Source organism: Paraburkholderia sp. J67, assembly GCF_905220265.1.
Lineage (GTDB): Bacteria > Pseudomonadota > Gammaproteobacteria > Burkholderiales > Burkholderiaceae > Paraburkholderia.
Window position 1 is genome coordinate 159,695 of the sequence record NZ_CAJMZK010000016.1, and the last position, 23,578, is coordinate 183,272.

18 protein-coding genes are annotated in these 23,578 nt (G+C 57.0%); 7 read left to right on the forward strand and 11 right to left on the reverse strand.

What is annotated here, in order from left to right:
- Positions 1-30 precede the first annotated feature (30 nt).
- From iolD to U5782_RS25875, 4 genes are all read left to right on the forward strand, one after another.
- On the forward strand, positions 31-1,914 hold the full coding sequence (iolD, locus tag U5782_RS25860) for a 3D-(3,5/4)-trihydroxycyclohexane-1,2-dione acylhydrolase (decyclizing) (RefSeq protein WP_322046756.1): 1,884 nt from the start codon (positions 31-33) through the stop codon (positions 1,912-1,914).
- A gap of 43 nt (positions 1,915-1,957) precedes the next feature.
- Entirely contained in the window at positions 1,958-2,923 is a 966-nt protein-coding gene (iolE, locus tag U5782_RS25865; protein ID WP_322046739.1) for a myo-inosose-2 dehydratase, read from the forward strand.
- The gene (gene iolB / locus U5782_RS25870) at positions 2,920-3,732 is read left to right on the forward strand and encodes a 5-deoxy-glucuronate isomerase (RefSeq protein ID WP_322046740.1); all 813 of its coding nucleotides are present in this window, start codon (positions 2,920-2,922) and stop codon (positions 3,730-3,732) included. The genes iolE and iolB overlap by 4 nt, the downstream gene beginning before the upstream one ends.
- Positions 3,733-4,130: 398 nt before the next feature.
- Positions 4,131-5,159, forward strand: coding sequence for a LacI family DNA-binding transcriptional regulator (locus tag U5782_RS25875; RefSeq protein WP_322046741.1), 1,029 nt, complete (start codon positions 4,131-4,133; stop codon positions 5,157-5,159).
- A gap of 235 nt (positions 5,160-5,394) precedes the next feature.
- Here U5782_RS25875 and U5782_RS25880 read toward each other — a convergent pair whose 3' ends face one another.
- From U5782_RS25880 to U5782_RS25915, 8 genes are all read right to left on the reverse strand, one after another.
- Positions 5,395-6,600, reverse strand: coding sequence for an NAD(P)/FAD-dependent oxidoreductase (locus U5782_RS25880; protein ID WP_322046757.1), 1,206 nt, complete (start codon positions 6,598-6,600; stop codon positions 5,395-5,397).
- Positions 6,601-6,610: 10 nt separating this feature from the next.
- On the reverse strand, positions 6,611-6,922 hold the full coding sequence (locus tag U5782_RS25885) for a MocE family 2Fe-2S type ferredoxin (RefSeq protein ID WP_322046758.1): 312 nt from the start codon (positions 6,920-6,922) through the stop codon (positions 6,611-6,613).
- 91 nt (positions 6,923-7,013) lie between these two features.
- Positions 7,014-8,018: a sterol desaturase family protein gene (locus U5782_RS25890; protein WP_322046742.1), complete on the reverse strand. Its 1,005-nt coding sequence runs from the start codon at positions 8,016-8,018 to the stop codon at positions 7,014-7,016.
- Positions 8,019-8,220: 202 nt separating this feature from the next.
- Complete coding sequence (locus U5782_RS25895) at positions 8,221-9,147, reverse strand: sugar ABC transporter substrate-binding protein (RefSeq protein ID WP_322046759.1); 927 nt, start codon at positions 9,145-9,147, stop codon at positions 8,221-8,223.
- 755 nt (positions 9,148-9,902) lie between these two features.
- Positions 9,903-10,358, reverse strand: coding sequence for a hypothetical protein (locus tag U5782_RS25900; protein WP_322046743.1), 456 nt, complete (start codon positions 10,356-10,358; stop codon positions 9,903-9,905).
- A gap of 252 nt (positions 10,359-10,610) precedes the next feature.
- A complete protein-coding gene (gene fghA, locus U5782_RS25905; protein ID WP_322046744.1) occupies positions 10,611-11,456 on the reverse strand; it encodes an S-formylglutathione hydrolase in 846 nt (281 codons plus the stop codon).
- 10 nt (positions 11,457-11,466) lie between these two features.
- Positions 11,467-12,573, reverse strand: coding sequence for an S-(hydroxymethyl)glutathione dehydrogenase/class III alcohol dehydrogenase (locus U5782_RS25910; protein ID WP_322046745.1), 1,107 nt, complete (start codon positions 12,571-12,573; stop codon positions 11,467-11,469).
- A gap of 14 nt (positions 12,574-12,587) precedes the next feature.
- Positions 12,588-13,469: a sugar phosphate isomerase/epimerase gene (locus tag U5782_RS25915; RefSeq protein WP_322046746.1), complete on the reverse strand. Its 882-nt coding sequence runs from the start codon at positions 13,467-13,469 to the stop codon at positions 12,588-12,590.
- Positions 13,470-14,385: 916 nt separating this feature from the next.
- Between U5782_RS25915 and U5782_RS25920 the strand changes: the two genes are divergently transcribed.
- The 3 genes from U5782_RS25920 to U5782_RS25930 all read left to right on the forward strand — a co-directional run bounded on the left by U5782_RS25920 (position 14,386) and on the right by U5782_RS25930 (position 18,910).
- On the forward strand, positions 14,386-15,537 hold the full coding sequence (locus U5782_RS25920; protein ID WP_322046760.1) for a porin: 1,152 nt from the start codon (positions 14,386-14,388) through the stop codon (positions 15,535-15,537).
- Between the two features lie 610 nt (positions 15,538-16,147).
- Positions 16,148-17,179 (forward strand): LacI family DNA-binding transcriptional regulator, encoded by a 1,032-nt coding sequence (locus tag U5782_RS25925; protein ID WP_322046747.1) that lies wholly within the window; start codon positions 16,148-16,150, stop codon positions 17,177-17,179.
- 663 nt (positions 17,180-17,842) lie between these two features.
- Positions 17,843-18,910, forward strand: a complete 1,068-nt coding sequence (locus U5782_RS25930) for a sugar ABC transporter substrate-binding protein (protein WP_322046748.1) — start codon at positions 17,843-17,845, stop codon at positions 18,908-18,910.
- A gap of 702 nt (positions 18,911-19,612) precedes the next feature.
- Here U5782_RS25930 and U5782_RS25935 read toward each other — a convergent pair.
- The 3 genes from U5782_RS25935 to mmsA all read right to left on the reverse strand — a co-directional run.
- Positions 19,613-21,238 (reverse strand): NADP-dependent glyceraldehyde-3-phosphate dehydrogenase, encoded by a 1,626-nt coding sequence (locus tag U5782_RS25935; RefSeq protein WP_322046761.1) that lies wholly within the window; start codon positions 21,236-21,238, stop codon positions 19,613-19,615.
- Positions 21,239-21,453: 215 nt separating this feature from the next.
- Positions 21,454-22,278, reverse strand: coding sequence for a triose-phosphate isomerase (gene tpiA / locus U5782_RS25940; protein WP_322046762.1), 825 nt, complete (start codon positions 22,276-22,278; stop codon positions 21,454-21,456).
- A gap of 297 nt (positions 22,279-22,575) precedes the next feature.
- Positions 22,576-23,578, reverse strand: a 1,003-nt coding sequence (gene mmsA, locus U5782_RS25945) for a CoA-acylating methylmalonate-semialdehyde dehydrogenase (protein WP_322046749.1), incomplete at its 5' end; no start/stop codon positions are given.

Here is a 23,578-nt window from a genome sequence, read left to right on the forward strand (position 1 = left end):
CGCGAACAAAATGAAACGATGGGATCGCCAATGAAACCAACCATAAGACTCACCGTGAGCCAGGCGCTGGTTCGCTATCTGTCTGCGCTGCGCGCAGAGGTCCTTCAGCCGGACGGCCGCACCGAACTTTTGCCATACTGCGGCGGCGTGTTTGCCATTTTCGGACACGGTAACGTCGCCGGTCTGGGCGAGGCGCTCCACGCACAAAGGGAGCAACTTCCGACCTTCCGTGCCCATAACGAGCAAGGAATGGCCAATGCAGCAATCGCTTTTGCGAAGGCGAACTTCCGGCAGCGCATGATGGCAGTAACGTCGAGCATCGGCCCGGGTGCGACCAACATGGTCACCTCGGCCGCGCTCGCGCATGTGGGACGGTTACCGCTGCTGCTGCTCCCCGGCGACGTCTTTGAATCCCGCCTGCCCGACCCGGTTCTGCAGCAGGTCGAGAGCTTCGACGAGGGTGATGTCAGCGCGAATGATTGCTTCCGTCCGGTCACTCGCTTTTTCGACCGGATTACGTCACCGGCCCAGTTGCTGGTAGCACTTCCCCGGGCCATCCAGGTGATGACCGATCCGGCGCAGTGTGGTCCGGTCTGCCTCGCGTTGCCGCAGGATGTACAGACTTTCGCCTACGACTGGCCCGAAGAATTCTTCCAGCCACCTGTCATCCGCTTCCGCAGGTCACCTCCCGACTCGGTCGAACTGGCGGCCGCAGTCGAATTGATCAGGTCGGCCAGAAAGCCGCTGATCGTTGCAGGAGGCGGTGTCCTTTACAGCCAGGCGTGGGACGCGCTCCGCGCGTTCGCGGAGACGCATGGCGTACCGGTGGCAGAGTCCCAGGCCGGCAAGGGAAGCCTTGCATGGGATCACCCGCTGAACCTCGGCTCCATCGGCGTGACAGGATCGCCCGCGGCAAATCGTGCTGCAGAACAGTGCGATGTGGTTTTCGCGGTCGGCACGCGACTGCAGGATTTCACGACTGGTTCACACGCGCTCTTTGGTCACGCGAAGCTGCTGAGCCTCAATGTGCAGCCTTTTGATGCAGGAAAGAAGCGCGGCCAACAACTGGTAGCAGACGCCCGCACAGGCCTCAACCAGGTGTCGTCCGCGTTGAACGGCTGGCGCGTTGACCTGACCTGGACTGCCAACTGCGGTGACTGGGCAAGCGCCTGGAGCGCTCGCGTGACCGAACTGACGTTACAGGTACCCAGGAACACCCTACCCTACGATGCCGAGGTAATCGGCGCGGTGCGCGAATCAGCATCTGACGTGGGGCTCGACAGTGCGCTCAACGATGTCGTCGTCTGCGCCGCAGGCACGCTCCCGGCCGAACTTCACAAGCTCTGGCGCAGCGGCCTTCCAGGCAACTATCACATGGACTACGCCTACTCGTGCATGGGTTACGAGATCGCAGGCGGCCTGGGGGTCAAGCTCGCCCGGCCTGATCGCGAGGTGGTCGTGATCGTGGGTGACGGCTCTTACATGATGCTGAATGCCGAGCTTGCGACATCCGTCATGCTCGGTCGGAAAATCATCGTTGTTATCCTGGACAACCGCGGCTATGGCTGTATCGAAAGACTGCAGCTCAAATGCGGCGGCGCCAGCTTTAACAACATGCTGGACGACTGCGTACCCGAAGATGGTGAGCGCTCCACTATCGACTTCGCGATGCACGCTCGCTCGGTGGGAGCGGAAGCCGTCCATGTCGCGGACGTTCTGGAATTGCGCAGCGAAATGCAACGGGCGCGCAGCGCGAAGAAGAGTCAGGTCCTAGTTATCAACACGACCCACACCCGTACGACGGAAGACGGCGGTGCATGGTGGGAAGTGGCTGTTCCGGAAGAGTCTGCGCGCGCCGACGTGCAGGCGGCGCACCGCGCATACCTCGACAAGAAGACCAGGCAATGGCGCTGACCAGATTGCCAATGCAAGCCAACATCAAACAAGGATCATCGTCATGAGCTGGAAAGTTCGCATCGGTATCAATCCGCTATCCTGGATGAACGACGACCTGCCGTCGCTTGGCGGCGAGACGCCGCTTGAAACAGCCCTGAAGGAAGGAGCCGAAATAGGCTACGAGGGCTTCGAACTGGGCAACAAATTTCCGAAAACGGGACCCGCGTTGAAAGAAAAGCTGGCCGAGTTCGGGCTCGTCTGCGTGTCCGGCTGGTATTCGGGTTTCCTTGCCGAAGTCGAACCTCGACAGAGCGACGAATCCGCAGTCGCTGCCGAGATCGACAGATGCCGCGAACACCTCGCGAAGCTGCAGTACAACGACGTGAAAGTCGTGGTCTACGGCGAATGCGCTGGAACAATTCAAGGCAATATCGAATCGCCACTCTCCAAGCGTCCGCGATTCGAAAGTGACGATGCCTGGCGCCGCTATGCGGCTCGCCTGAACGCGTTCGGCGAGCACCTAGTCGAAACGTACGGCATCAAGCTGGCCTATCACCATCACATGGGTGCGTACGTCGAATCCCCGCAGGACGTCGACCGCCTGATGGAGCTCACCGATGCGGACAAGGTGTTCCTGCTGTTTGACACCGGCCATGCCTATTTCGGCGGCGCATCCGATCCTGCGGCCCTCCTCAAAAAGCATGTCGCGCGGGTCGTCCACGTGCATTGCAAAGACGTGCGACCACAGGTAATCGCAAAGGCGCGCAACGACAGCTGGAGTTTCCTGAATGGTGTCATCAATGGCACCTTCACTGTTCCGGGCGATGGCGCGCTCGACTACGAGACCCTGCTTCAAATGCTCAGGGACGCGAACTACGAGGGCTGGCTTGTCGTCGAAGCGGAACAAGACCCTGCGGTTGCTCCGAGCTACGAATATGCGAAGAAAGGTTACGAGACGCTACGTACGCTTGTCGACCGGGTCGGCGGTCGCAAGATCATGAACAACGACTTGGCGAGGAAGCCATGACGATCTCTCCGTTGCTGGTCAAGGCATCCGCCGACCGGGAAATCTGCAACGTCACTCCGGAATCCGCAGGGTGGACGCACGTTGGCTTTCGTGCACTGCGATTGAAGGCCAACGAATCCGAGACGGTCCACACCGGTACGCGCGAGCTCTGTGTGGTTGTTCTGACCGGGACCGTACGTGCCGAAGTCGGCGCCGAGATTTTTGAGGGACTCGGCTCGCGCGATCGCGTTTTCGACGACGTGTCGCCGGACGCACTGTACGTTCCCGGAGACAGGACGGTCACACTTACGGCTACGCGCGACGCTGAAGTTGCGCTGTGCACAGCGCCCTACTCCAGCGGTCGCAAGGTGGTTAAGCGACTCGACGGCTCGAACATGCGTCGAACGGCGCGAGGCGAGGGCTCAAACAGACGGTATGTGTGCGACATCCTGATGGGTGACAATGACGCAGCTGACCGCCTGCTGGTCGTTGAAGTCATTACGCCGGCGAGTCACTCGAGCAGCTATCCGCCGCATAAGCACGACACGGATTCTGCCCCGAACGAAACTGTCCTCGAGGAAACCTACTATCACCGGATCAATCCGCCACAAGGCTTCGCCTTCCAACGCGTTTATACCGACGACCGAAGCCTCGACGAGGCTTGCGTCGTCGAAGACGGCGACGTCGTAATGGTGCCGCGCGGCTACCATCCGGTAGTCGCGCCTCACGGCTACGATCTGTACTACCTGAATGTGATGGCTGGTCCAAGCCGCGCGTGGGCTTTCAAAAATGATCCGGCCCACGAGTGGATGCTTCAACCAACGACCTAGCGCTGGGCGATGCAGTATTGCTGCAGTGCGACGCCTGCTCCACCTCTGTCGCACTGCAACCGGATCGCGCCGACGTTGTCTATTAAGGGGCGCCACGAATCAATCACCCTTCTGCAGCGAAGCCCTGAAACGGCTCGGGCACGATTGCCCCCAGGCAACCGCCCCTCGCGCGAGCACTTCGTCTTCGTCCATTTCCTCCCGCGCGACATATCCTAGACGGAGATGGGGAGATTGCCGGCGGACAGCATACAACTGCGCCAGTGATCACCTGCCTATGACGTTTTCCGGAATAATGGTCGCTATCCTTGTCCCTCGCGATCCATGATGAACGGTCGAATGACGAGGAACAGTGCAAGCACTCTGTACGAGTTGCAGGAAGTTTTGTCACGAGGTTGACCATGGGGCGCCCAACAATCAAAGACCTCGCATCCGCAGCAGGCGTGTCCGTCGCGACCATCAACCGAGTCATCGGGGGATCTGGTCAAGTCAAGGAACAGACCATGCACAGGGTGCTGGAGGCCGCCGAGCAGGTGGGTTTCTACGGCCTCGGAGCGCTTCAACACCGGGTCGCGGCCGCTCGCGAGAAATTTCGCTTTGGCGTGGTAATCCAGTCGCCGAACAAGGCGTTCTCTGCGGTCGTGGCGCGCTCGCTCAAAGCTGCAGCCGAGTCGCACACGGAGAGTCAGATCCTCCTGCAGGTAGAGCTTCTTGAAGACCTGTCGCCCGAACAGGTGTCCTCGAAGATGCTCGAGATTTCCTCAAAAGTGGACGGAATTACAGTCCTCGCAGCCGAGCATCCCCTAGTCGTTGATGCGATCGATCGGCTCTCGTCGCAGGGGCTACCGGTCGTTGCGTTGATCTCATCGCTTTCGGCCCATTCTCAGGTCTGCTATGTGGGCCTGGACAGCTGGAAGGTGGGACGCACAGCCGCCTGGGCGTTTGACCACATGTGCAAATCGCCCGGCAAGATCGGCATTCTTGTTGGAACTCATCGCTACCGGTGTCACGATCTGTACGAAAGCGGATTTCGTTCGTATTTCCGTGAACTTGCAGCCGAATTTACGCTGCTTGAACCCATCTCGACATTCGAATCGGATACGATCGCACGTGAACTGACAGAGACGCTTTTGCGCGAGCACCCCGACCTGAAGGGGATTTACGTATCCGGGGGTGGCATCGGGGGCGTTCTGGCTGCCCTGAGAGCTGGCAACCACGAAAGAAAACTCATCACTGTTGGCCATGATCTCATGGAGACAACGAAGAGCGGGCTGCTTGATGGCACCTTGACCATGGTGATTTCCCATCCTTTCCAGACAATCGCAAACGAGGCGATTGTCGCAATGATCCGCGCCAGAAAGGCCGGAAACGAAATGGGACGATACGCCGCTGTCGTCCCATTTGAGGTCTACACATCAGAAAACATTTGATGGTATCTCTCAGGCACCATCACACTCTCGTTATGAAAACCGCTTAATCACATGTGGCTCAACTACGGGCAGTGCAAGCCTAGCATAGCAGTCGCCGAGCGGATGCCAACGCTCAACTCCATGGCGAAAGGGCCGCTCATAAAGCGGCCCCTGCGGTTACTGCCGGCCTAGATCGATAACAGATCTGCAAACCGTCGCGCTGACACCTGAAACACGGCTGTCACGCGGCAGAAGTTCAGGACGCCGTCGCTCGAAGAAGGCTTTTCAGATTGACTGACGGATCCTGGAGAGAGGCCGGCGATGGACTCGCGCCGCGCGCAATCAGCATCTCAGCCAGCTTGATCTCTTTCGCAACACCGTGCCCTCTTCCCAGTCCACTCGCAGACAGCAGGCGCCCGTCCCCACCAATCTGAAACAGCACTTCGGAATCGTCCGTGAGGCGGCGAACTACATTCGATAGTGCTGGGTCTGGAATGCCCGCTATCTGCAGCCCGAGATCGTACTGATCGGACCAGAACCATGGCACTGCATCGAATGCCATGTCATGTCCCAACATGCTCTTCGCAGCGTGCAAACCCTGATCCTGCGCGTTTCGCCAACTCTCCAGTCGCAATGATCCTCCAGCCGCATACCGCGATGGAGCGCGCGCACAATCGCCGGCCGCGTAGATATCCGGATCCGACGTAGCAAGCCGATGATTGACCACGATGCCATTGTCCGTGATCAAGCCAGCCTGTTCGGCAAGCGCCGTCTCAGGCACGACACCAATCGCCGCCACAACAACTTCGGCTGGAACAGTCGTTCCGTCCGTCAGAATGACCTTGTCATCCTCGATCGTCGACACAGCAGCGTTGAACCGAAACTTGACGCCCTCTTCAAGATGCCTGGCGAGTAGCCTGTCCGCAAGCGTTGCGGGTACCGCACGACCGAGCGGACGCGGCGCCGCCTCGATCACCGTGACGTCGATGCCGGCGGTGCGCATCGTGGCCGCGAGTTCCATCCCGATCAATCCAGCACCGATCAGCGCAACGTGACGCGCATTCCCGATCGCACCGTACAGACGCTGCGCGTCGTTCAACGTCCTGAACAGTAGCGCACGCTCGCCGCCCGCGCATGTCAGCGCCCGCGCCCGCGCGCCCGTGGCGAGCAGGAGCTTGTCATATTCAATCTCAACTCCGTCGGACAGCCGCACGCGTTTGGCTGAGCGATCCAGTCTTTCAACTTCGACACCGCAGAGGTATTCGATCTTCGCGTCGCTCAGGCGGGCATCGTCGCAAACGGGCCGGTGACAGACACCTGTCTCTGTCGGCTTTGAGAGGGGTGGACGCTCGTACGGCACACCCGGCTCATTGCCGATCAGAACAATCCGACCGTCCCAACCAGATTCCCGCAACGCAAACGCGGCGCGCGCGCCGCATTCACCGGCGCCGATAATGACCATGGCTGTCACGTTAGACCTCGATAAAAACCCGACCGTCTTCCGATTTGGCCGGGTAGGTCTTCAGGTTCCGGCAGGCAGGTGCGCGCACAGCCTCGCCGGATCGATAGTCAAATTCGCCGCTATGCTTCGGACACTCGACCACGTAGTCCATGACCAGCCCTTCGGCGAGGTGCACCGATTCATGCGTGCACAGGCCATCAGTGCAGAAGTATTCGTCGTCCGGGCTGCGATAGATCGCGAACGTTCGTCCGGCGTGATCAAAACGGATTGCGCTTTCGACTTCGATATCGTCAGCTGCACAGGCGTTAACCCATTGAGCCATGATGTTGCTCCTTGTCTCCGGAATCTGATCCGGCGCGTCGAATGACGCACCAGACCTTTTCATTGTTGGCGCCGCTTAGATCAACTGGCCATCAGCCAGCGTTCAGGCGAGCCTTCTTCTTTGCAAAGCGCTCCTGCATCCGGCGCTCGCCTTCAGGTGAACCGTCGTGCCACGAGCCAAACCATCTATCGAGCGGGAAAAAGCCGTTGTCGCAGTAGTTCACTTCGAAAAACTTGTGATGCAGATAGTGGGCGTATGCATGGCTCGATTGAGCTACGTCTTCAGTCAGTTCAAGCTTGTCGAATCCGATATGACCGACCACGGCACCGAAAGCAGCGAGGTGGAAAAAGTACACCGCGATGAAAGGATGCGACGGAACAGCCAGAACCCAGAACGCGACACCGAAGTACAGCGTGGACTCGACTGGGTGCATCGACATCGACGACCACGGCGAGGGATTCACCGAGTTGTGATGGACCGAATGAACCCACTTGTACAACGGTCCCCAGTGGATGGCACGGTGGATGAAGTAGAAATGCACTTCATGAACGATCGGTGCGACCAACGTCAGGAAAATGAGGTAGCCCGGATGCGCCTGCCACGTGACCATCGGTGTAAAACCGTTCGCAAAGGCCCAGAGCAGGCCCACTTCGATCGCAGTACCGATCGGAATCGACACGAAGAAGCTACGGATAAAATTGTCGATGTTCTGACTGCGGAACATGAAGACGTCGGACGGCTGCTCCGCAGGGAATTTGGTGTTGTATTTAAACCGGCGCTCCTGCACACGCTTGCCGTAGTACCGCAATTCGATAAAGCCGTAAAACAGGAAGTTGCCGATCCAGTTAGCCGCAAGCAGCTTGACAACCCAGGGCCACGCGATAGTCTTCATCGTCGTCATGTCAGGCACGACGAAGTACCACCAGAGAACCGTTGTGGCCATGATGAACAGATTCCACGGCCAGATGTAGCCAACGACATAGCTGAAAAGCTTGCCGATGCTCAGAGGCCAGTTCCAGAATGGTGCAACATCGAGCCGCTCAGCTGGCGCCCAATCACCACGCTTGTTTCGCGTACCAAATTTCAGATCATCCATAGTCTCCACCTTTTCATTCATCGCACTCGGAGATCGAGGCGCGTCGTTTCCCTGTGACAAACTGTAGATCGATGGGCCGATTCACTCCATCGAATACTGCGTGTTCGATTTCAAAACGTATCATTTAGTATCAGAAACTATTTCAACAATGACGCGTTTTATCTCATTTCTGGTCGCGGCAAATCCGCCAGTGGCGAGTCGATCAGTTCCGGCCTTCGAACTGTTTCAGATCTGCTGGCGTGACAAGCTGAAATGGCAGATAGGTTGCAGGAGGTACGCTTTCCCCGCGCGCAAGTTTCAACGCGGCGTCGATCGCGCCTCTTCCCTGGCCACCCGCATCCTGGAAAACAGTAACTTTCAGATCACCCGTCTTCATCGCTGCAAGGGCATCATTGGTTGCATCGATACCGGCCACAATCGTGCCGTTTAGCCGCTTGGCCGACTTCAGCGCCTGGATGGCTCCCAACGCCATCTCATCGTTGTTAGCAACCACAGCGTTGAACTGAATGCCACTGCTGAGCCAGTTGGTGGTCAAGTCCTGCGCAGCAGTCCGTGACCACTTCGCACTCTGTTTGTCCACGACCTTGATGTTCTTGCAGGCCGGCGTAGAGGTAACCTCTTCGGCGCTCTGGGTGCGCTCACGGGTCGCCTGATGAGACAGATCGCCCATCAGAATCACCACATTCCCCTTGCCGCCAAGCATCCGACAGACATCTGTCATTTCGAGGCTACCGGCTTCGGATTCTTTCGAACCGACGAAAGTCACTTTGGGCGGCAACGTCCGGTCAGATGGCTTCAGGTTGACATACACGAGGGGGATGCCAGCTGCAGCCGCCATTTTTGTGATTTTCGGGCTGACGTCAGTGTCCACGAGGCTAACCACTATGGCGTCCACTTTTTCAGCGATGAAGTTTTGAATCTGAGATATCTGGCGACCGATATCCAGTTGCGCGTCTTCGAATTCGACGTTCACTCCCTTCGCGACACCCTCCTGCTTCATGCTGTTTCGCAAAAGAGCTGCGAAGGTGTCATTGAAGCGATTCATCGTCACACCGATCGTCGCAGCATAGGCCGCCGACGTCGTCACGGACAAAGTAGCCAAAGCGATCGAGCACGCAAGTTTCTTCATTCTGTTCATCTGAGTCTCCAGTTATTTGTATCGAGACCGATCGGAATGAATGCTGTAACGCACGCTCGGGAAAGCCGAATATCGCCCTGCATACCTGCTGCCGTCCGAAACGTCCAGTGCACTCAGATGGCTCTGGTCGCAGGGACTCACAGCATGGTCGAAGTAAATCCCCGCAGGCTGTCACCATTACGCCGATGGTGGGAATGTGAGGATTTCCGTTTCCGACAGACCTCGCATGCGGGACGTTTGTCGCAGCCGTGAGTGAACCCGTTCAGTCAGCATCCAATCCTTCGTTCTTGTCCGATTGATGGTAGTTGCAAGAAACCAGTCTCTCAAACGAAATTCTGAAGACATTTCCTCAAAAGCGGTACGGCCAAGGGTTTATGCCTAGTCGCCGGCGCGGTCGATCGCCTCATGCACCGGTCGAATGTCTGTGCTAGCCCGAAATTCGAAGACCGGAATACAGTCTGTACGCCTGTGGCGCCCGAGGGTGGATATCCATCTGATCGAGTGCCGGAGGCTCGCGGAGAGGCGGCGGCCAAAAATGGCAGGGAGGGTTGACGGTGACACTGATGCGATCATTGCCGCAAGGCAAATCACGCGGCAGCCAGCGCTAAACCGCTGAGACCCACAGGCTAACGCGGATCGTCATGGATCACCGTACGGCAGCAGAGAGGGGACAGGCGAGATGGTCAGCGGCGCGCGTTCTGGGAGTGGCGCCTTGACAGAATTCGGTGGGACCAGACAGGGGACTGTCATTTCTTGAGTCCATCGCGAGCAACCCTGAAAATCTGATCGAGCCTGGTTTTTGCACGACCCAATATTTCAGCATTCGTCGTTTCAAGCTGCTGGTCGAAAATGCGTAGGAATTGGCAGAATGCATCTTCAGCGCTAGCTGACACTGTCCACTGACCTGACTCATAACCCCGCCTAGATGCAGCCTCCAGTTCACGTTCGGCGCGCAGATAGAAATTTGCATCTGCGACGGCGAATCCTTCCGACCAGAGAAGGTACGACAGATATACGGCATAGGCGATCCTGTACAACAGGTGCTGATTGCCGTGCCCTGTCCGGCAGGCAACGAATGCCAGATGCGCTCCCAGCAGCAGATCGACTGCTTCGTGGCTGAGTAGCGGCGAGACGTCGGGGAGATTCCTTTCGTCAACAATTGCCGACGTTGCATCTGTATCCGCAGCGGAAATGTTACTCATTGAGTGATTTTCTGACAGTTGAAAAGCGAAAGCGCCTCCCTCGCCGGAGGATCGGTCAATCAGCGACACTGGACGTTGAGGGTATTGCGCGGGAGCGGATGCGGGAATGTCGCTTTGGCCGGCTGCTGCACATGCTTCTGGCCGGCCCACTCCGTTTCTGTGAGTGGACGTAGGGTATTCGCTCAGGTCATCGAGCGCCAAAGAAAAGCCGACGTGCCAATGGGCAACGCCGGCAAACCTGAGCAACAGCGCCTAGCACCCTAGCGCTTGCGCGTGATGCGAGAGATGGTCCTCGATGAACGTCGAAATGAAGTAATAGCCGTGGTCGTAACCTGCATGACGCCGCAGCGTCAGCGGCTGACCGGCGGCCTTGCACGCCGCTTCGAACACATCCGGATTCAATTGCTCGGCGAGGAACTGATCCGCGAGTCCCTGATCCACCAGAATGCCCTCGGCAAATTTCCGCGATGCGCGCGCGACCAGCTCGCTCGCGTCGTACTGCTTCCATGCTTCGCGGTCGTCGCCGAGATAGCCGCCGAACGCCTTTTCGCCCCATGGGCAACGCGTCGGCGCGGCGATCGGCGCGAATGCCGACACCGAGCGGTAAATCTCCGGATTGCGCAGCGCGAGCATCAGCGCGCCGTGACCGCCCATCGAATGCCCGAAGATGCCTAGGCGCGCGCCGTCCACCGGCAGATTCGCGAGCACAGCATCGCGCAGCTCGTCGCGCACATACGAGTACATCCGGTAATGCTTCGACCACAGCGCCTCGGTCGCATCAACGTAGAAGCCAGCGCCGACGCCGAAGTCCCATGCTTCGCTTTCGCCCGGCACGCCCGCGCCACGCGGACTGGTGTCCGGCGCGATCAGCGCAATACCGCGCTGGGCCGCGTACTGCTGCGCCCCGGCCTTGATCGCGAAAGTTTCTTCCGTGCAGGTCAGCCCAGCGAGGTAGAACAGCGCCGGAACCTTCCCGTGTCTCGCCTGAGGAGGCAGATAGACGGAGAACTTCATTGGCAAGCCGATAAGGGACGAGTCGTGTCGGTAAAAGCGTTGCTCACCGCCGTAACAGCAGTGCGAGGAGACGATTTCGGGCATCGGCGTATCCTCAGTAGAGCACGACAGAACGGATCGACTCGCCCTTCTTCATCAGATCAAAGCCTTCATTGATCTGATCGAGCTTCAGATGATGTGTGATCAGATCATCGATATTGATCTTTCCTTCCATGTACCAGTCGACGATCTTCGGAACATCCGTGCGGCCGCGCGCTCCCCCGAACGCAGAACCCTTCCATTCCCGCCCGGTCACCAGCTGGAACGGACGGGTGCTGATTTCCTCGCCTGCTGCGGCAACACCGATGATGAACGATTGTCCCCAGCCCTTGTGCGTGCATTCAAGCGCCTGACGCATCAGCTTCGTGTTGCCGACGCACTCGAACGAATAGTCGGCGCCACCATCCGTTAGTTGCACGATCTGATCAACGACGTTCTCGACTTCCTTCGGGTTGATGAAGTGGGTCATGCCGAACTTCTTCGCCAGTTCGACGCGACCCGGATTGATATCGACACCGATGATCTTGTCCGCGCCGACCATTTTTGCGCCCTGGATCACGTTCAGTCCGATACCGCCGAGACCGAATACCACGACGTTCGCACCCGCCTCCACTTTTGCCGAATACACCACTGCTCCGACACCAGTCGTCACGCCGCAGCCGATGTAACAGATCTTGTCAAAGGGCGCATCTTCACGCACCTTCGCGACCGCGATTTCCGGCACGACGATGTAGTTCGAGAATGTTGACGTGCCCATGTAGTGAAAGAGCGGCTTGCCGTCCATCGAGAAACGGGAGGTCGCGTCTGGCATCAGCCCTTTGCCCTGAGTCGCGCGGATCTTCTGGCACAGGTTGGTCTTGCGCGAGAGACAGAACTTGCACTGACGGCATTCCGGTGTGTAAAGCGGAATCACGTGATCACCCTTCTTCAGCGTACCTACGCCTGGTCCCGTGTCCACGATCACGCCGGCGCCCTCATGACCAAGAATTGCCGGGAAAATGCCCTCTGGGTCCGCGCCGGAAAGCGTGTAGTAGTCGGTGTGGCAGATACCCGTTGCCTTCACTTCAATCAGCACTTCACCCGCGCGCGGTCCCTCGAGGTCTACTTCCTCGATCGTCAACGGCGCACCTGCTTTCCAAGCCACTGCTGCTTTGGTCTTCATCGACAAATCCTTCCTTAAAGCGTTACCTGTTTAACAGCACTCGCGTCCGTCGACGCCTGTTCCACACACACTTCGGCCCAGAGCTCTCTCGCCCAGTCTCGCAGCAACAATGATTCCGCCCAGCGATCTGTCGTATCGTTGCCGTCGCGGCCAATGATGGCGTAGGGCTTGGGTCCCAACTCGCAGACAAACGCAAGCGAATCATTTTCCCCGGCGCGTTTTTTCCATGATGCGAAGCCATAGCGCCACCACTCGAGAAAGAGGTCAACCCACATCCGGTGTGGCGCAAACGAAATCTCAATCTGAACCTGTTCGCGACTTGCTACCCGACCATGGAAAGCCCATGAACTGTCGAGAATGCGATGCATCAGCGCGTGATTCTCTGCCGAAACCGGCCAAGCGAATTCCCGACCGACGAGGTAATGCGAAAGATCACCAAGCAATTTCAGATCCGGCCGCGCATCGAGCAGATCAAGTGTGAAAAGCAGGTCGGTCGTCATTCGGTCCCGGTGCGTTTCCAGATACACCGGGAAGTCCACCTGGTCGATCAGACGTTGCCAGCCATCGAGCAATTCGACGCACTCCTTGACCGTTCGCGGACGAATGTCTGCCTGAATATCCAGATGATGAAGGCCGAATTCGGTGGCATTCTCGAGTACAGGTTTGAGGTCGTCGACAGTGCGTGGGAAACACTGCCCCTCTGCATCCAGCTTGAAGTCTGAACGCAGTTCAGCGAGACGCCGAACGTACGCGCGGTTCGTATAGTGCGCGCTAATTCCATCGAAGCCCGCGGCCGCGATCATTTGCGCGTTCTCCTCCAGCGAACGCTCCCAGCCATCCGAGTGGCGACGCTCCATCGACCACAATGACTGGAATACAACCAGACTCTGACTCATCTTGTCTCCTCCGATTACGGATTTGCCTTTTTAACTCTTGGACCGCACATAGTGCGCTCAGGTGCTTTCGTCGGTCGAAGCATTGCTGGCTGCAATGTAATTGATGGAACTAAACCACTCAATTGCTTTTTTGACAAAAAGTCCTCAAAAGTGATGTGCGACATTGCGTGTTGCCAAGCGCGAGCCGGCTTCACTAGTCCGGCGCAATCTGCTCATTGAAGCATTCACTTAACTTAAGCATGTTCTTTATGCGCCAAATCCGTTTCCGGCTCGTAGGCGAAAACCCTTGGTCAGCCATTTTTTGAAGAGTATTCCTCAAGTTTTTGTTTGAGGGGGAGGATTCATTCAACTACATTTCCATCACTCGTCGCAGACAGACGACTAAATCACGATTAGATAGCTTTTATACATTTCACCTTATTTCTTTTAACGCCTTATTTTTTGCAAAATTAATTCATTCTGAAATTTGCAACAGTTAGAAATTCAACACATTATTCGACATCGCATCGTGACAATCGACCAGCTTGCGCGCCGAGGCCGAGGTCACAATTCGATAGATCCGACGAAAGAATCAGCGTGACAACGTTATGCTGTCGGGTCAACAGGACACCGGTCTCCACCGGCGTTTTTCTCCATTACCCTGGGGACGATATGGGTCTTGTGCCCATATCGATTTTTTCACCGGAGACTTGCGTGCGTTGTCTACGGATGGCGAACGCGAATACAGCGAATACGTTAATCCATAGCCTGCGGGGGAAATATTTAAACAATAGATCATCGAACAATAATCGATAAATATAGTTCGCACTGCCGGCTTTTCACGGACGCACCAATCCCCGAAACGGGAGATTTTGTACGCGTGTATTCCACAAGTCGATTCACGCAGCTTTAAGAAATCATAAATCTGGAGGAGATGATGAAGAAGAGCTTTCTCGCAATTTCAATTATGACCGCCTGTGCTGCGGCAAGTGCTCAGAGTAGCGTGACGCTGTATGGTCGCCTCGACGCGGGGCTGGAATACATGAGCGGCTTGCCGTCCAGTCCGAATGCGGCTGGCCAGGCAACCAGCTCCACGCATCGATTTCGCGCAGAGGGTGGAGACTGGGGTACCAGCCTGTGGGGCTTGAAGGGTGTTGAGGATCTTGGTGGAGGCAACAAGGCGCTGTTCCAGCTTGAAGGGGGCTTCAATGCGATGAACGGCAACGGTCCGGGCACCGGCGAGATCTTCAACCGATGGGCGACGGTCGGCCTCGCCAACGACAACTACGGTACGTTCCTGCTTGGCCAGGAACTCTTCATCTCGAATGGTGTGTGGGATTTTGACCCGTTTGGCCAGTCGACCTGGTCTTCCGGATCGCTAGTGCGAGGAAGAACCTGGCCGTCCTCCAGCAACAACATTTCCTATCAGTCGCCGAAGTTCTACGGCCTCGATTTCTACGGCCAATACTCGCTGTCAAACTCGACGAGCTGGAACGGTAACGGCAGCACACCGCAAGGTCGCCAAGACGGTGCACAGATTACGTACAGTTCAGCGCTCTTCCAGATCCGCGGACTCTACGACGAGATCCGTAACGCCAGCACAGGCCTACTCTACGGTGCCCAGCCTGGCTTGGTCAACGCAAGCAATACCGCGGGCGGCGTCTTCCAGTCATCGCGCCACTATGCTGCGATGATCAACGTCTTTCTCGGTCAATTCAAGATCCAGGGTTCGTTCGAAGCACTTCGTTCTTCCGGAGCGACGGGCGTGCTGCCGGGGCAGCCCACCGCGCTTGATCACGAATGGGGCGGTGTAACCTGGCAAGCGACTCCGGCCGCAGCACTCATTGGCGCGGTATACCACGCCAATGGCAATAACGGAGCAGGTAACGCAACGATCTACTCGGTAGGCGGATCGTACAACCTGTCAAAACGTACGCTTCTCGATTGCCAGGTCGCCACGATCCGCAACAGCAAGGGAGCGAATTTCAGTCTGGATGCAAACAATCCTGGAACCAGTGTGGCGACTGGAAATCCTCTGCCCGGACATAGCCAGACAGGAGTGTACGCGGGCATCGAGCATTCGTTCTAAACAAACGGACTCCCGAGTTACGATTTCACGCTGCTGCGAGAGGCGCGTACCGGTGCGACTTCAAATTGTATGTCGCACCGCTTTTTTCAGGTACGACAATCTAATCTCGATACGCGGAGAATGATCCTACAATCCGCATCCGGTGACCCAATTCATCAATTGAATGAATCACTCAGCACATTAGCGGCTCAAAAACAAAATTCCAGCAAGCCGACGAGCCGTCGGACACTTGCCGCGGCACTCGCTCCCCGGGTTTTCGCTGGACCGAATGCGATCGCCGTTACCGCGATGCATAACGGCCGGCAACTGTTCCCTCCGGTCCAGAGCAACGGATTTCGCAAGCATGGCCCGCCTTACGCAATTCCGACGATGGTTGACAAATCCGAGTCGACCTGATGACTCGCATCTGTATCCAGCAACTCGCCACGCGGACAAAGCACCGCGCGCTCAAGCACAGCACCGGCGAGTGCCTTGTCAGCGAGCCACCTGCCCCAGGGGATTCACTAACTGCCACGACGAGCTATATCCCGATTGATCACGTAAAATCTGAGTGAGTTAAATCTCTCTTTGCCGCTGTTTTTGACAAATAATCCTCAGATGCGAGGTTGCGATGACTGGTCAAAAAAAAACTACCATGGAAGACGTCGCGAAGGCATCAGGCGTCAGTTATTCGACAGTGGAGCGGGTGCTGAACGGTCGGGGCGGCGTGGCGCGCGAGAAGGAAGCCCGGGTGCTCGAATGGGCTCGCAAGCTAAAGATGAACCGGCAGCTGGACGAGGTTTCTGTTAGGTGGCTGCGGATCGCGATCGTTACACAGAATCCTGATGCGCCATACTACGTTGCACTGCGGCAAGGTTTCGAACTTGCGCAGAAGACATTCGAGACTTGTCGCGTCACCTGTCATCTCACGTTTTTCACCGATCTGGATCCTCGCTCGCTAACTTCCGTTATTCAGCGAGCATCTGAAAAGGCCGATGCCCTAATCGTCGTCGCGTATGACCACCCGCGAGTCATTGATGCAGTTGCACGCATCAGCCGGAATATCCCCGTTGTGACATTGGCCACGGACCTCCCGGGAACGGGCCGCCTCGCTTACGTCGGAATCGACAATCGTTGCGCCGGACGGATCGCAGGCGAGCTGATGGGTAGATTCCTGGGTCCTGAAGGCGGGCAAACTATCGTCATCGCGGGCTTGCGCTCCTACCTGGGACACGAAGAACGAGAGAGCGCTTTCCGTACCGTATTGAGGCGACGGTTTCCCACATGTGAAGTTGTGGCAACGGTAGAAAATCTCGAGGACGAGCGTTCGACCGAACGGCTCACGCGCGACGCTCTGAAAAAGTACCCGAAGCTCCGGGGAATTTATAACCTCTCAGTTGGCGAAGAAGGTATTGCACGTGCGCTTCGAGCCACCAAACGCGAGCAGTCTACTGTATTCATCGGACATGAGCTAACTGACATCAGCAGATCCCTACTTCTTGAGGGCGTAATGGACGCTGTCCTCGATCAAAGCCCCTTTGTCGAAGCTGTGAGAGCGGTTGAGGTCATTCTTCAACATTACAAGCGGGGTACGACATCGGGCCTTCCATTGCAAACACCGATTTCGATCTATATCCAAGAAAACCTGCCTCCTGTGAGTTGACGGTTCGTGACGTGTTTCCCCTTTCCTCTGCATTAAGCGCTGAAAAGTCTTCAGAGCTGTTAGGGAAACGAGCAATCTGCATCTGTAGACCTCAGCCGATTCGGGCAGTGTCCCCCTCATCCAGCCGATGCTCTGGAGCGATGGCGCGTCGAAATGCCGCTGCGGCAAATGATTTCATTCGCCAACGCTGCAACCGTGCATGTTGCAACGCCATCACCATCTCCTTCTAAGAAAAAACCCTTAAATGGTGGATTTTTGAAGACTTTTCTTCAAAATTGCGTTTGAGTGCGACATGTGCATCATCTACATTTTTGTCATCGGCCGAATGACTGATCAGGCGAAGATGACCGGTGATGACAACAGGAGGAATACACGCCGTCTTGCGTCCCGCCCGGGCTGCTCTCTCTTGGCAGCGGTGAGTGTGGCGAGTGCATGACGCATGGTTGAAGCTGGTCAATCGACCCTGCATCGTGTACTTCCGTTTCCCGAAAGCGTTGCTTCGAACCGTCATCATCGGTTCAGGCTGATAAGCCTGCTATTTCGCGAATCCAGCGGGCCGGTGACCCTCAATAGGCAATCGCGTCATGGCTTCGAATGGTACAGCTGGCGCACTCAGGTCATCTTTGAATTAAGTCGCAGAACCACAAAATCAACGGAGACGAGATGGGACACGAGAGAAGTAATCGCTTCTGGAAGCGCTGCCGTGCGACGCTTCTGATCGCATTGGCAAACGCCGGTGTACTTGCCGTCGGTCTGTCCGCGCCTGCGGCGCGAGCCGCAGATGCCCATTTCGTCCTGGTCAGCCACGCTCCAGACTCTGATCTCTGGTGGAACTCCGTCAAAAATGCGGTTAGACAGGCTGACGAGGACTTCAACGTCGAGACGGAATATCGGAATCCGCCCAACGGCGACATGGCAGACATGACACGCCTAATCGAACAGGCTGCCGCGCGAAACTATGACGGCGCGATCGTCTCAATTGCCGACTTTGACGTGCTGAAAAGCTCCATCGGCAAGATCACAGCCAAACATATTCCCCTCGTGACGATCAACATCGGCACTGACGAGCAGAGCGCGCAGCTTGGTGCGATCATGCATATCGGCCAACCAGACTATGTCGCCGGGAAGGCCGCGGGGCTAAAAGCCAAGGCAGCAGGCGTGACATCTTTCCTGTGCGTCAATCACTATGCGACGAGCCCTACTTCGTTCGATCGATGCCGCGGGTTCGCCGACGGGATCGGCGCCGACTGGAAAACTTCGACGCTGGATTCCGGAAGCGATCCCACTGAAATCCAGATCAAGGTCAGTGCATACCTTCGGAATCACCCGGGGACAAAGGGTATCCTGACATTAGGTCCAAATTCTGCCTCGCCAACGCTGAAGGCATTAAAACAGAGCGGTCAACTGGGGAAAATCTGGTTCGCGACCTTTGACTTCTCCGAAGAGATCGCCAAGGCAATCCAGGACGGCGACATCCAGTTCGCCATCGACCAGCAACCGTATCTTCAGGGCTATGTCTCTGTTGCTGTGCTCGCCATTGCTAAGAAGGACCATACAACAGACCCAGCCAAGATCCGCGCAGAGCTACAGAACAACGCCAAATTCAAGGAGCGGGTAGCAACATACGGGTTGACTCCGATCTACACCGATAAAGGCATCAGATCAGGACCCGGCTTCATAACAAAAGAAAACTTGGCCACGGTTGTCAAATATGCCGGCCAGTACCGATAAGTCAAACTAACCGGCGATTGCACGAATTTGTGGCACGTTATCGTCTGGACGATTGCGTGCTGCAAACTGGCTCCGAATCCGAAACTATGACTAGCGGGCCGAGGCCGTTACCAGCCATTAGATTGATCTCGCAACCTACGATAAATTTTATTGGGATCAGCGACGAAACACTCGACTACAGAGAGTCTTCGTATCGCCGTATTAGCAGGCGTTCGAGCTTTACTGTGTTCTCGATATAGCGCCGTTGCGAAACCGCGGCCAATTGCGAGTCGAAAATATTCACGATCTCACCCGTCGCAGAAGCAGCTGTATCGAGAAGTATCCATTCATCGATGCTATATGCATTCTGTGCAGCGTTCTCTAACGCTCCTTCGGCGTCGCAGTACTGTCCGTAGCTGGCGTCCCCGTAACCGTCCTGCCATAGAAGATAGGAAAGGTAAGTCGTCCGGATAAGCCTATAAAACTGGTGTCTGTTGCCCTGTCCCATGCGGCAAACCGAAAGCGCGAGATGTGCCGCAAGAGACTCCCGCCGGACAAACTCGATCGGAAGAGGGAGCAACATTCGTTTCGCTGGTACTTTGCGATTCTGCATTCCACCTCTACATGATTACCACTCGATCTGAGGCACACGGTCGAGTCGTTTTGGTCTAAGGACAGGCGAATCATCCGGCCGCCGAATTTGTTGAGATTTCGGAGGTCTTTTCAGAAAGTAAAGCGCATATTGATGATACGACTGGCGTTGGAATCGGAGATCGCCTGGATCAGTTCCCTCCCTTGCTCGGTGTCCCTGATCGACACCATCGTACGGATCGAGAATGCTCTTAAGGTATCGTGCACAGAGAGCGTGCCTTCGGCCGAGTCCTTGCGCCCGGCAAACGGAAACACATCCGGACCGCGTTGACACTGGGTATTGAGATTGATCCGGCAAACCTGATTCGCGAGCGCATCAACCACCCCGGCAACACGAATCGCATCTCGACCGAATACGCTGACCTGCTGTCCATAATCTGAGCTGGTCACATAGTCCATTGCCTCCTCCACGTCGTCGAAGGTTGCCACTGGGACAACCGGACCGAACTGCTCTTCCCGATACAGCTTCATCTCAGAGGTGACCGGATAGACGACCGCGGGGTGGAACAGAGTTTCGGACAAATCTCCTCCTCCATCATTGATCACGCGTGCACCGTGGGCCTCGGCATCCTGGATACAGCGCGAAAGATATTCGCATCGAGCCTTGTCAGGAAGCGGCGTGATCGAGACTCCGTCTTGCCATGGCATACCTCGCTTAAGTTGGTTGACTGCCGTTGCAAGACGTTGCACGAATCCTTCCGCGATCGAGCGATGTACCAAGATCATCTTGATGGCAGTACACCGCTGTCCGTTGAATGACAATGCACCCGCCACGCATTCGCGGACTGCCAAGTCCAGATCCGCATCCGGCAGCACAATAGCCGCGTTCTTCGCGTCCAAGCCAAGCACAGCGCGCAGCCGGTTTGACTTCGGATGTGCCTTCTTAAGTTGGTCGGCAACGCGGCTGGATCCAATCAGCGCGAGAACGTTGATCCTGCCGGTGGCCATTAGCATCGGGACGATCTCGGCGCCCTTACCGTACACAAAATTCACTACGCCCGGCGGAAAGGCCTCCTGAAACGCTGTCATCATGGGTGCATACAGTAGGATTCCGAAGCGCGGCGGCTTGAGCACGACGGTGTTACCCATCAACAGAGCTGGAATCAGGGTCGTGAAGGTCTCGTTCATTGGGTAATTAAACGGCCCAAGGCACAAGGTCACACCGAGAGGCGAGCGCCGGATCTGTCCGATGGTCCCCTCCACGACTTCCAGGCGTGCCCCCATGTTTTCAAGTTGCTTGAGCTCCGTCAGCGTGTCGCGGATATAGGAAATCGTCCGGTCAAACTCCTTTTCTGAATCCTTCAGCGTCTTGCCAATTTCCCACATCAGGAGACGGACTACGTCGGATCGGCGTTCAATAATGAGCTGTGTAAAATTCTCGACACACGCAATGCGTTCGGCGACCCGCATGGTCGGCCATTTACCACGCCCATTGCCATACGCACGCTCCGCGGCTGAGAGTGCCTGCATAGCCTCGCGCGGACCCGCTTCGGGAATACTCCCCAGCTCGACCGCCTGGCGCTCTCCGTCCTTGCCGCGTACAACAATCGCGGATTTTACGGCGCGCGTGGTGCCTGTCCATTCATCCAGTTTTCCGTCGATCAGAATGAACCTTTGATGCAGGGGCCCTGAAATTTGACATTCAGAAGGGATATCGGCGACACTGCAAAAGGCGTCGTGAAGGCCTGTCTCGATCATTTCCATGCGCAATAAAAAACTTGTGGAGCTGCTCGTTAAAAAAATCTGGCTTCTTTCGAGTGCCGCATTGACACGTTTCTCGCAATAACGTGAGAAACCACAAGGACTGAAATGAGCCAGCTGCATCAATCAGCCTGAGCGTACCTGTCGCAGCGAATAGTCCTTTCCAGAATACCGACGCGTCGTTATCAGTACAGATCCGTTCGCACGCTGCATCACAGGTTCCAAGCATGGGGAAGCGCGGGGCGTCCGTCAGTCGTTTTTGGCGCTTTTTCCGCAAACAGGCAAATCGTGGAAAATTCGTCTGCATCCAGAGAAGCACCGCCGACGAGGGCGCCATCGACATCGCTCAACGATAGGAGCTCCTCCGCATTGGAAGCCTTGACGCTTCCTCCATAGAGCAGACGTAGTGCGGCAAGGTATGGATCGCGCTCCGAGAGTACCTGTCGAATGTGCCCGTGTACCATTTGCACCTCCGATGGTGTGGCGGTTCGACCCGTACCGATCGCCCAGACTGGCTCGTACGCGACGGTCACCTGGCGGCACTCATCAACGCTCAGTTGATCAAAGACCTCGCCGATTTGCGTGCTAACGATATGTGTCGTCATCCCTGACTCACGCTGAACCAGGGACTCACCGACACAGAGGATGGGCGCAAGGCCACTCCCGATGGCGCGCTTCGCTTTTGCCGCGATCACGGTTGAATCTTCACCGTGGCAGGTTCGACGCTCGGAATGTCCGACAATGACATATCGACAGCCGAACTCCCCGACCATTGCTGCGCTGACTTCGCCGGTGAACGCCCCTTCCGGGTGAGCTGATACGTCCTGCACGCCCCAAGCAATACTGGATTCCTGCAACTCGCTCTCCGCTTGCCCGATATAGGGAAACGGCACGCATACGGCAACATCGAGGACAGTCAGTGACCTGGAGAGCGAATCACGTAACGTTAGGAAACGTCTTGCGTTGTCCTCCCTGCTGCCGTGCATTTTCCAGTTACCAACAACCAGTTTTCGTGACCGTTGTGCTTGCGTGCCCAAAATCGCCTCATCATAAAAAACGTGGAGTTTCGACAGCGCGGATGCGCTTCTAATAGCTGCCCGAACACTCACAGCCTCACTGCGGCAAGCGGGCAACGCATCTCGCGGACGATACTGCTCAACCGCCTTGGCCAGTAACCTCTGCCCCCATCTGGGGAATGGTCAAAGTACTTCGCTAACTGCAAAGGATGTCGGGTACTGGGGCATTCTTCAAATGCGGGCGCCGTTGAACAACGGCGCGCCGAAAGCCCTACTACGCCACCACCGGACTGAAGCGCTCCAGCGACGCGCCGCCGCTCATTTCGCTACCGGCATCGTAAATTCCGCCCCCTTTTCGGTGCTTTCTGGCCAGCGCTGCATGATCGACTTCTGCTTCGTGTAGAAGCGCACGCCTTCTTCGCCGTAAGCGTGCATGTCGCCGAACAGGCTGCGCTTCCAGCCGCCGAAACCGTGCCAGGCCATCGGCACCGGAATCGGCACATTGATGCCCACCATGCCCACTTCGATCTGGCGGCCGAACTCGCGCGCCACATTGCCGTCACGCGTGAAGCAGGCCACGCCATTGCCGAACTCGTGATCGTTGATCAGTTGCACGGCTTGCGCGAAGTCGTTCACGCGCACGCAGGCCAGCACCGGGCCGAAAATCTCCTCCTTGTAGATGCGCATGTCCGGCGTGACGTAGTCGAACAGCGTGCCGCCCGTGAAGAAGCCTTCTTCGTGACCCGGCACCTTCAGGCCGCGGCCATCCACCACGAGCGTCGCGCCTTCTTCCACGCCGCTCGCGATATAGGCTTCGATACGCTCCAGCGCCTGGCGCGTGACGATCGGGCCCATTTCCGCATCGCGTTCCATGCCATTCTTGATGACGAGGCTCTTCGCGCACTCGGCCAGCCGCGGCACGATCTTGTCGGCCACATCGCCCACCAGCACTGCGACCGAGATCGCCATGCAGCGCTCGCCCGCCGAGCCGTAGCCGGCGCCGATCAGCGCGTCCACGGTCTTCTCGATGTCCGCGTCGGGCATGACAACCATGTGATTCTTCGCGCCGCCCAGCGCCTGCACGCGCTTGCCGTGCTTCGCACCGGTTTCGTAGATGTAGTTCGCGATCGGCGTGGAGCCGACGAAGCTCACGGCCTTCACGTCGCGGTGCGCGAGCAGCGCATCGACCACGATCTTGTCGCCTTGAACGACGTTGAACACGCCATCGGGCAGACCGGCTTCCTTGAGCAGACGCGCCATGAAGAGCGACGCCGACGGATCGCGTTCGCTAGGCTTCAGGATGAAGGTGCAGCCAGCGGCA

Coding starts and splice junctions, on each gene's coding strand:
- iolD (WP_322046756.1), top strand. CDS start 31: ATGAAACCAACCATAAGACTCACCGTGAGCCAGGCGCTGGTTCGCTAT.
- iolE (WP_322046739.1), top strand. CDS start 1,958: ATGAGCTGGAAAGTTCGCATCGGTATCAATCCGCTATCCTGGATGAAC.
- iolB (WP_322046740.1), top strand. CDS start 2,920: ATGACGATCTCTCCGTTGCTGGTCAAGGCATCCGCCGACCGGGAAATC.
- U5782_RS25875 (WP_322046741.1), top strand. CDS start 4,131: ATGGGGCGCCCAACAATCAAAGACCTCGCATCCGCAGCAGGCGTGTCC.
- U5782_RS25880 (WP_322046757.1), bottom strand. CDS start 6,600: ATGGTCATTATCGGCGCCGGTGAATGCGGCGCGCGCGCCGCGTTTGCG.
- U5782_RS25885 (WP_322046758.1), bottom strand. CDS start 6,922: ATGGCTCAATGGGTTAACGCCTGTGCAGCTGACGATATCGAAGTCGAA.
- U5782_RS25890 (WP_322046742.1), bottom strand. CDS start 8,018: ATGGATGATCTGAAATTTGGTACGCGAAACAAGCGTGGTGATTGGGCG.
- U5782_RS25895 (WP_322046759.1), bottom strand. CDS start 9,147: ATGAAGAAACTTGCGTGCTCGATCGCTTTGGCTACTTTGTCCGTGACG.
- U5782_RS25900 (WP_322046743.1), bottom strand. CDS start 10,358: ATGAGTAACATTTCCGCTGCGGATACAGATGCAACGTCGGCAATTGTT.
- fghA (WP_322046744.1), bottom strand. CDS start 11,456: ATGCCCGAAATCGTCTCCTCGCACTGCTGTTACGGCGGTGAGCAACGC.
- U5782_RS25910 (WP_322046745.1), bottom strand. CDS start 12,573: ATGAAGACCAAAGCAGCAGTGGCTTGGAAAGCAGGTGCGCCGTTGACG.
- U5782_RS25915 (WP_322046746.1), bottom strand. CDS start 13,469: ATGAGTCAGAGTCTGGTTGTATTCCAGTCATTGTGGTCGATGGAGCGT.
- U5782_RS25920 (WP_322046760.1), top strand. CDS start 14,386: ATGAAGAAGAGCTTTCTCGCAATTTCAATTATGACCGCCTGTGCTGCG.
- U5782_RS25925 (WP_322046747.1), top strand. CDS start 16,148: ATGACTGGTCAAAAAAAAACTACCATGGAAGACGTCGCGAAGGCATCA.
- U5782_RS25930 (WP_322046748.1), top strand. CDS start 17,843: ATGGGACACGAGAGAAGTAATCGCTTCTGGAAGCGCTGCCGTGCGACG.
- U5782_RS25935 (WP_322046761.1), bottom strand. CDS start 21,238: ATGATCGAGACAGGCCTTCACGACGCCTTTTGCAGTGTCGCCGATATC.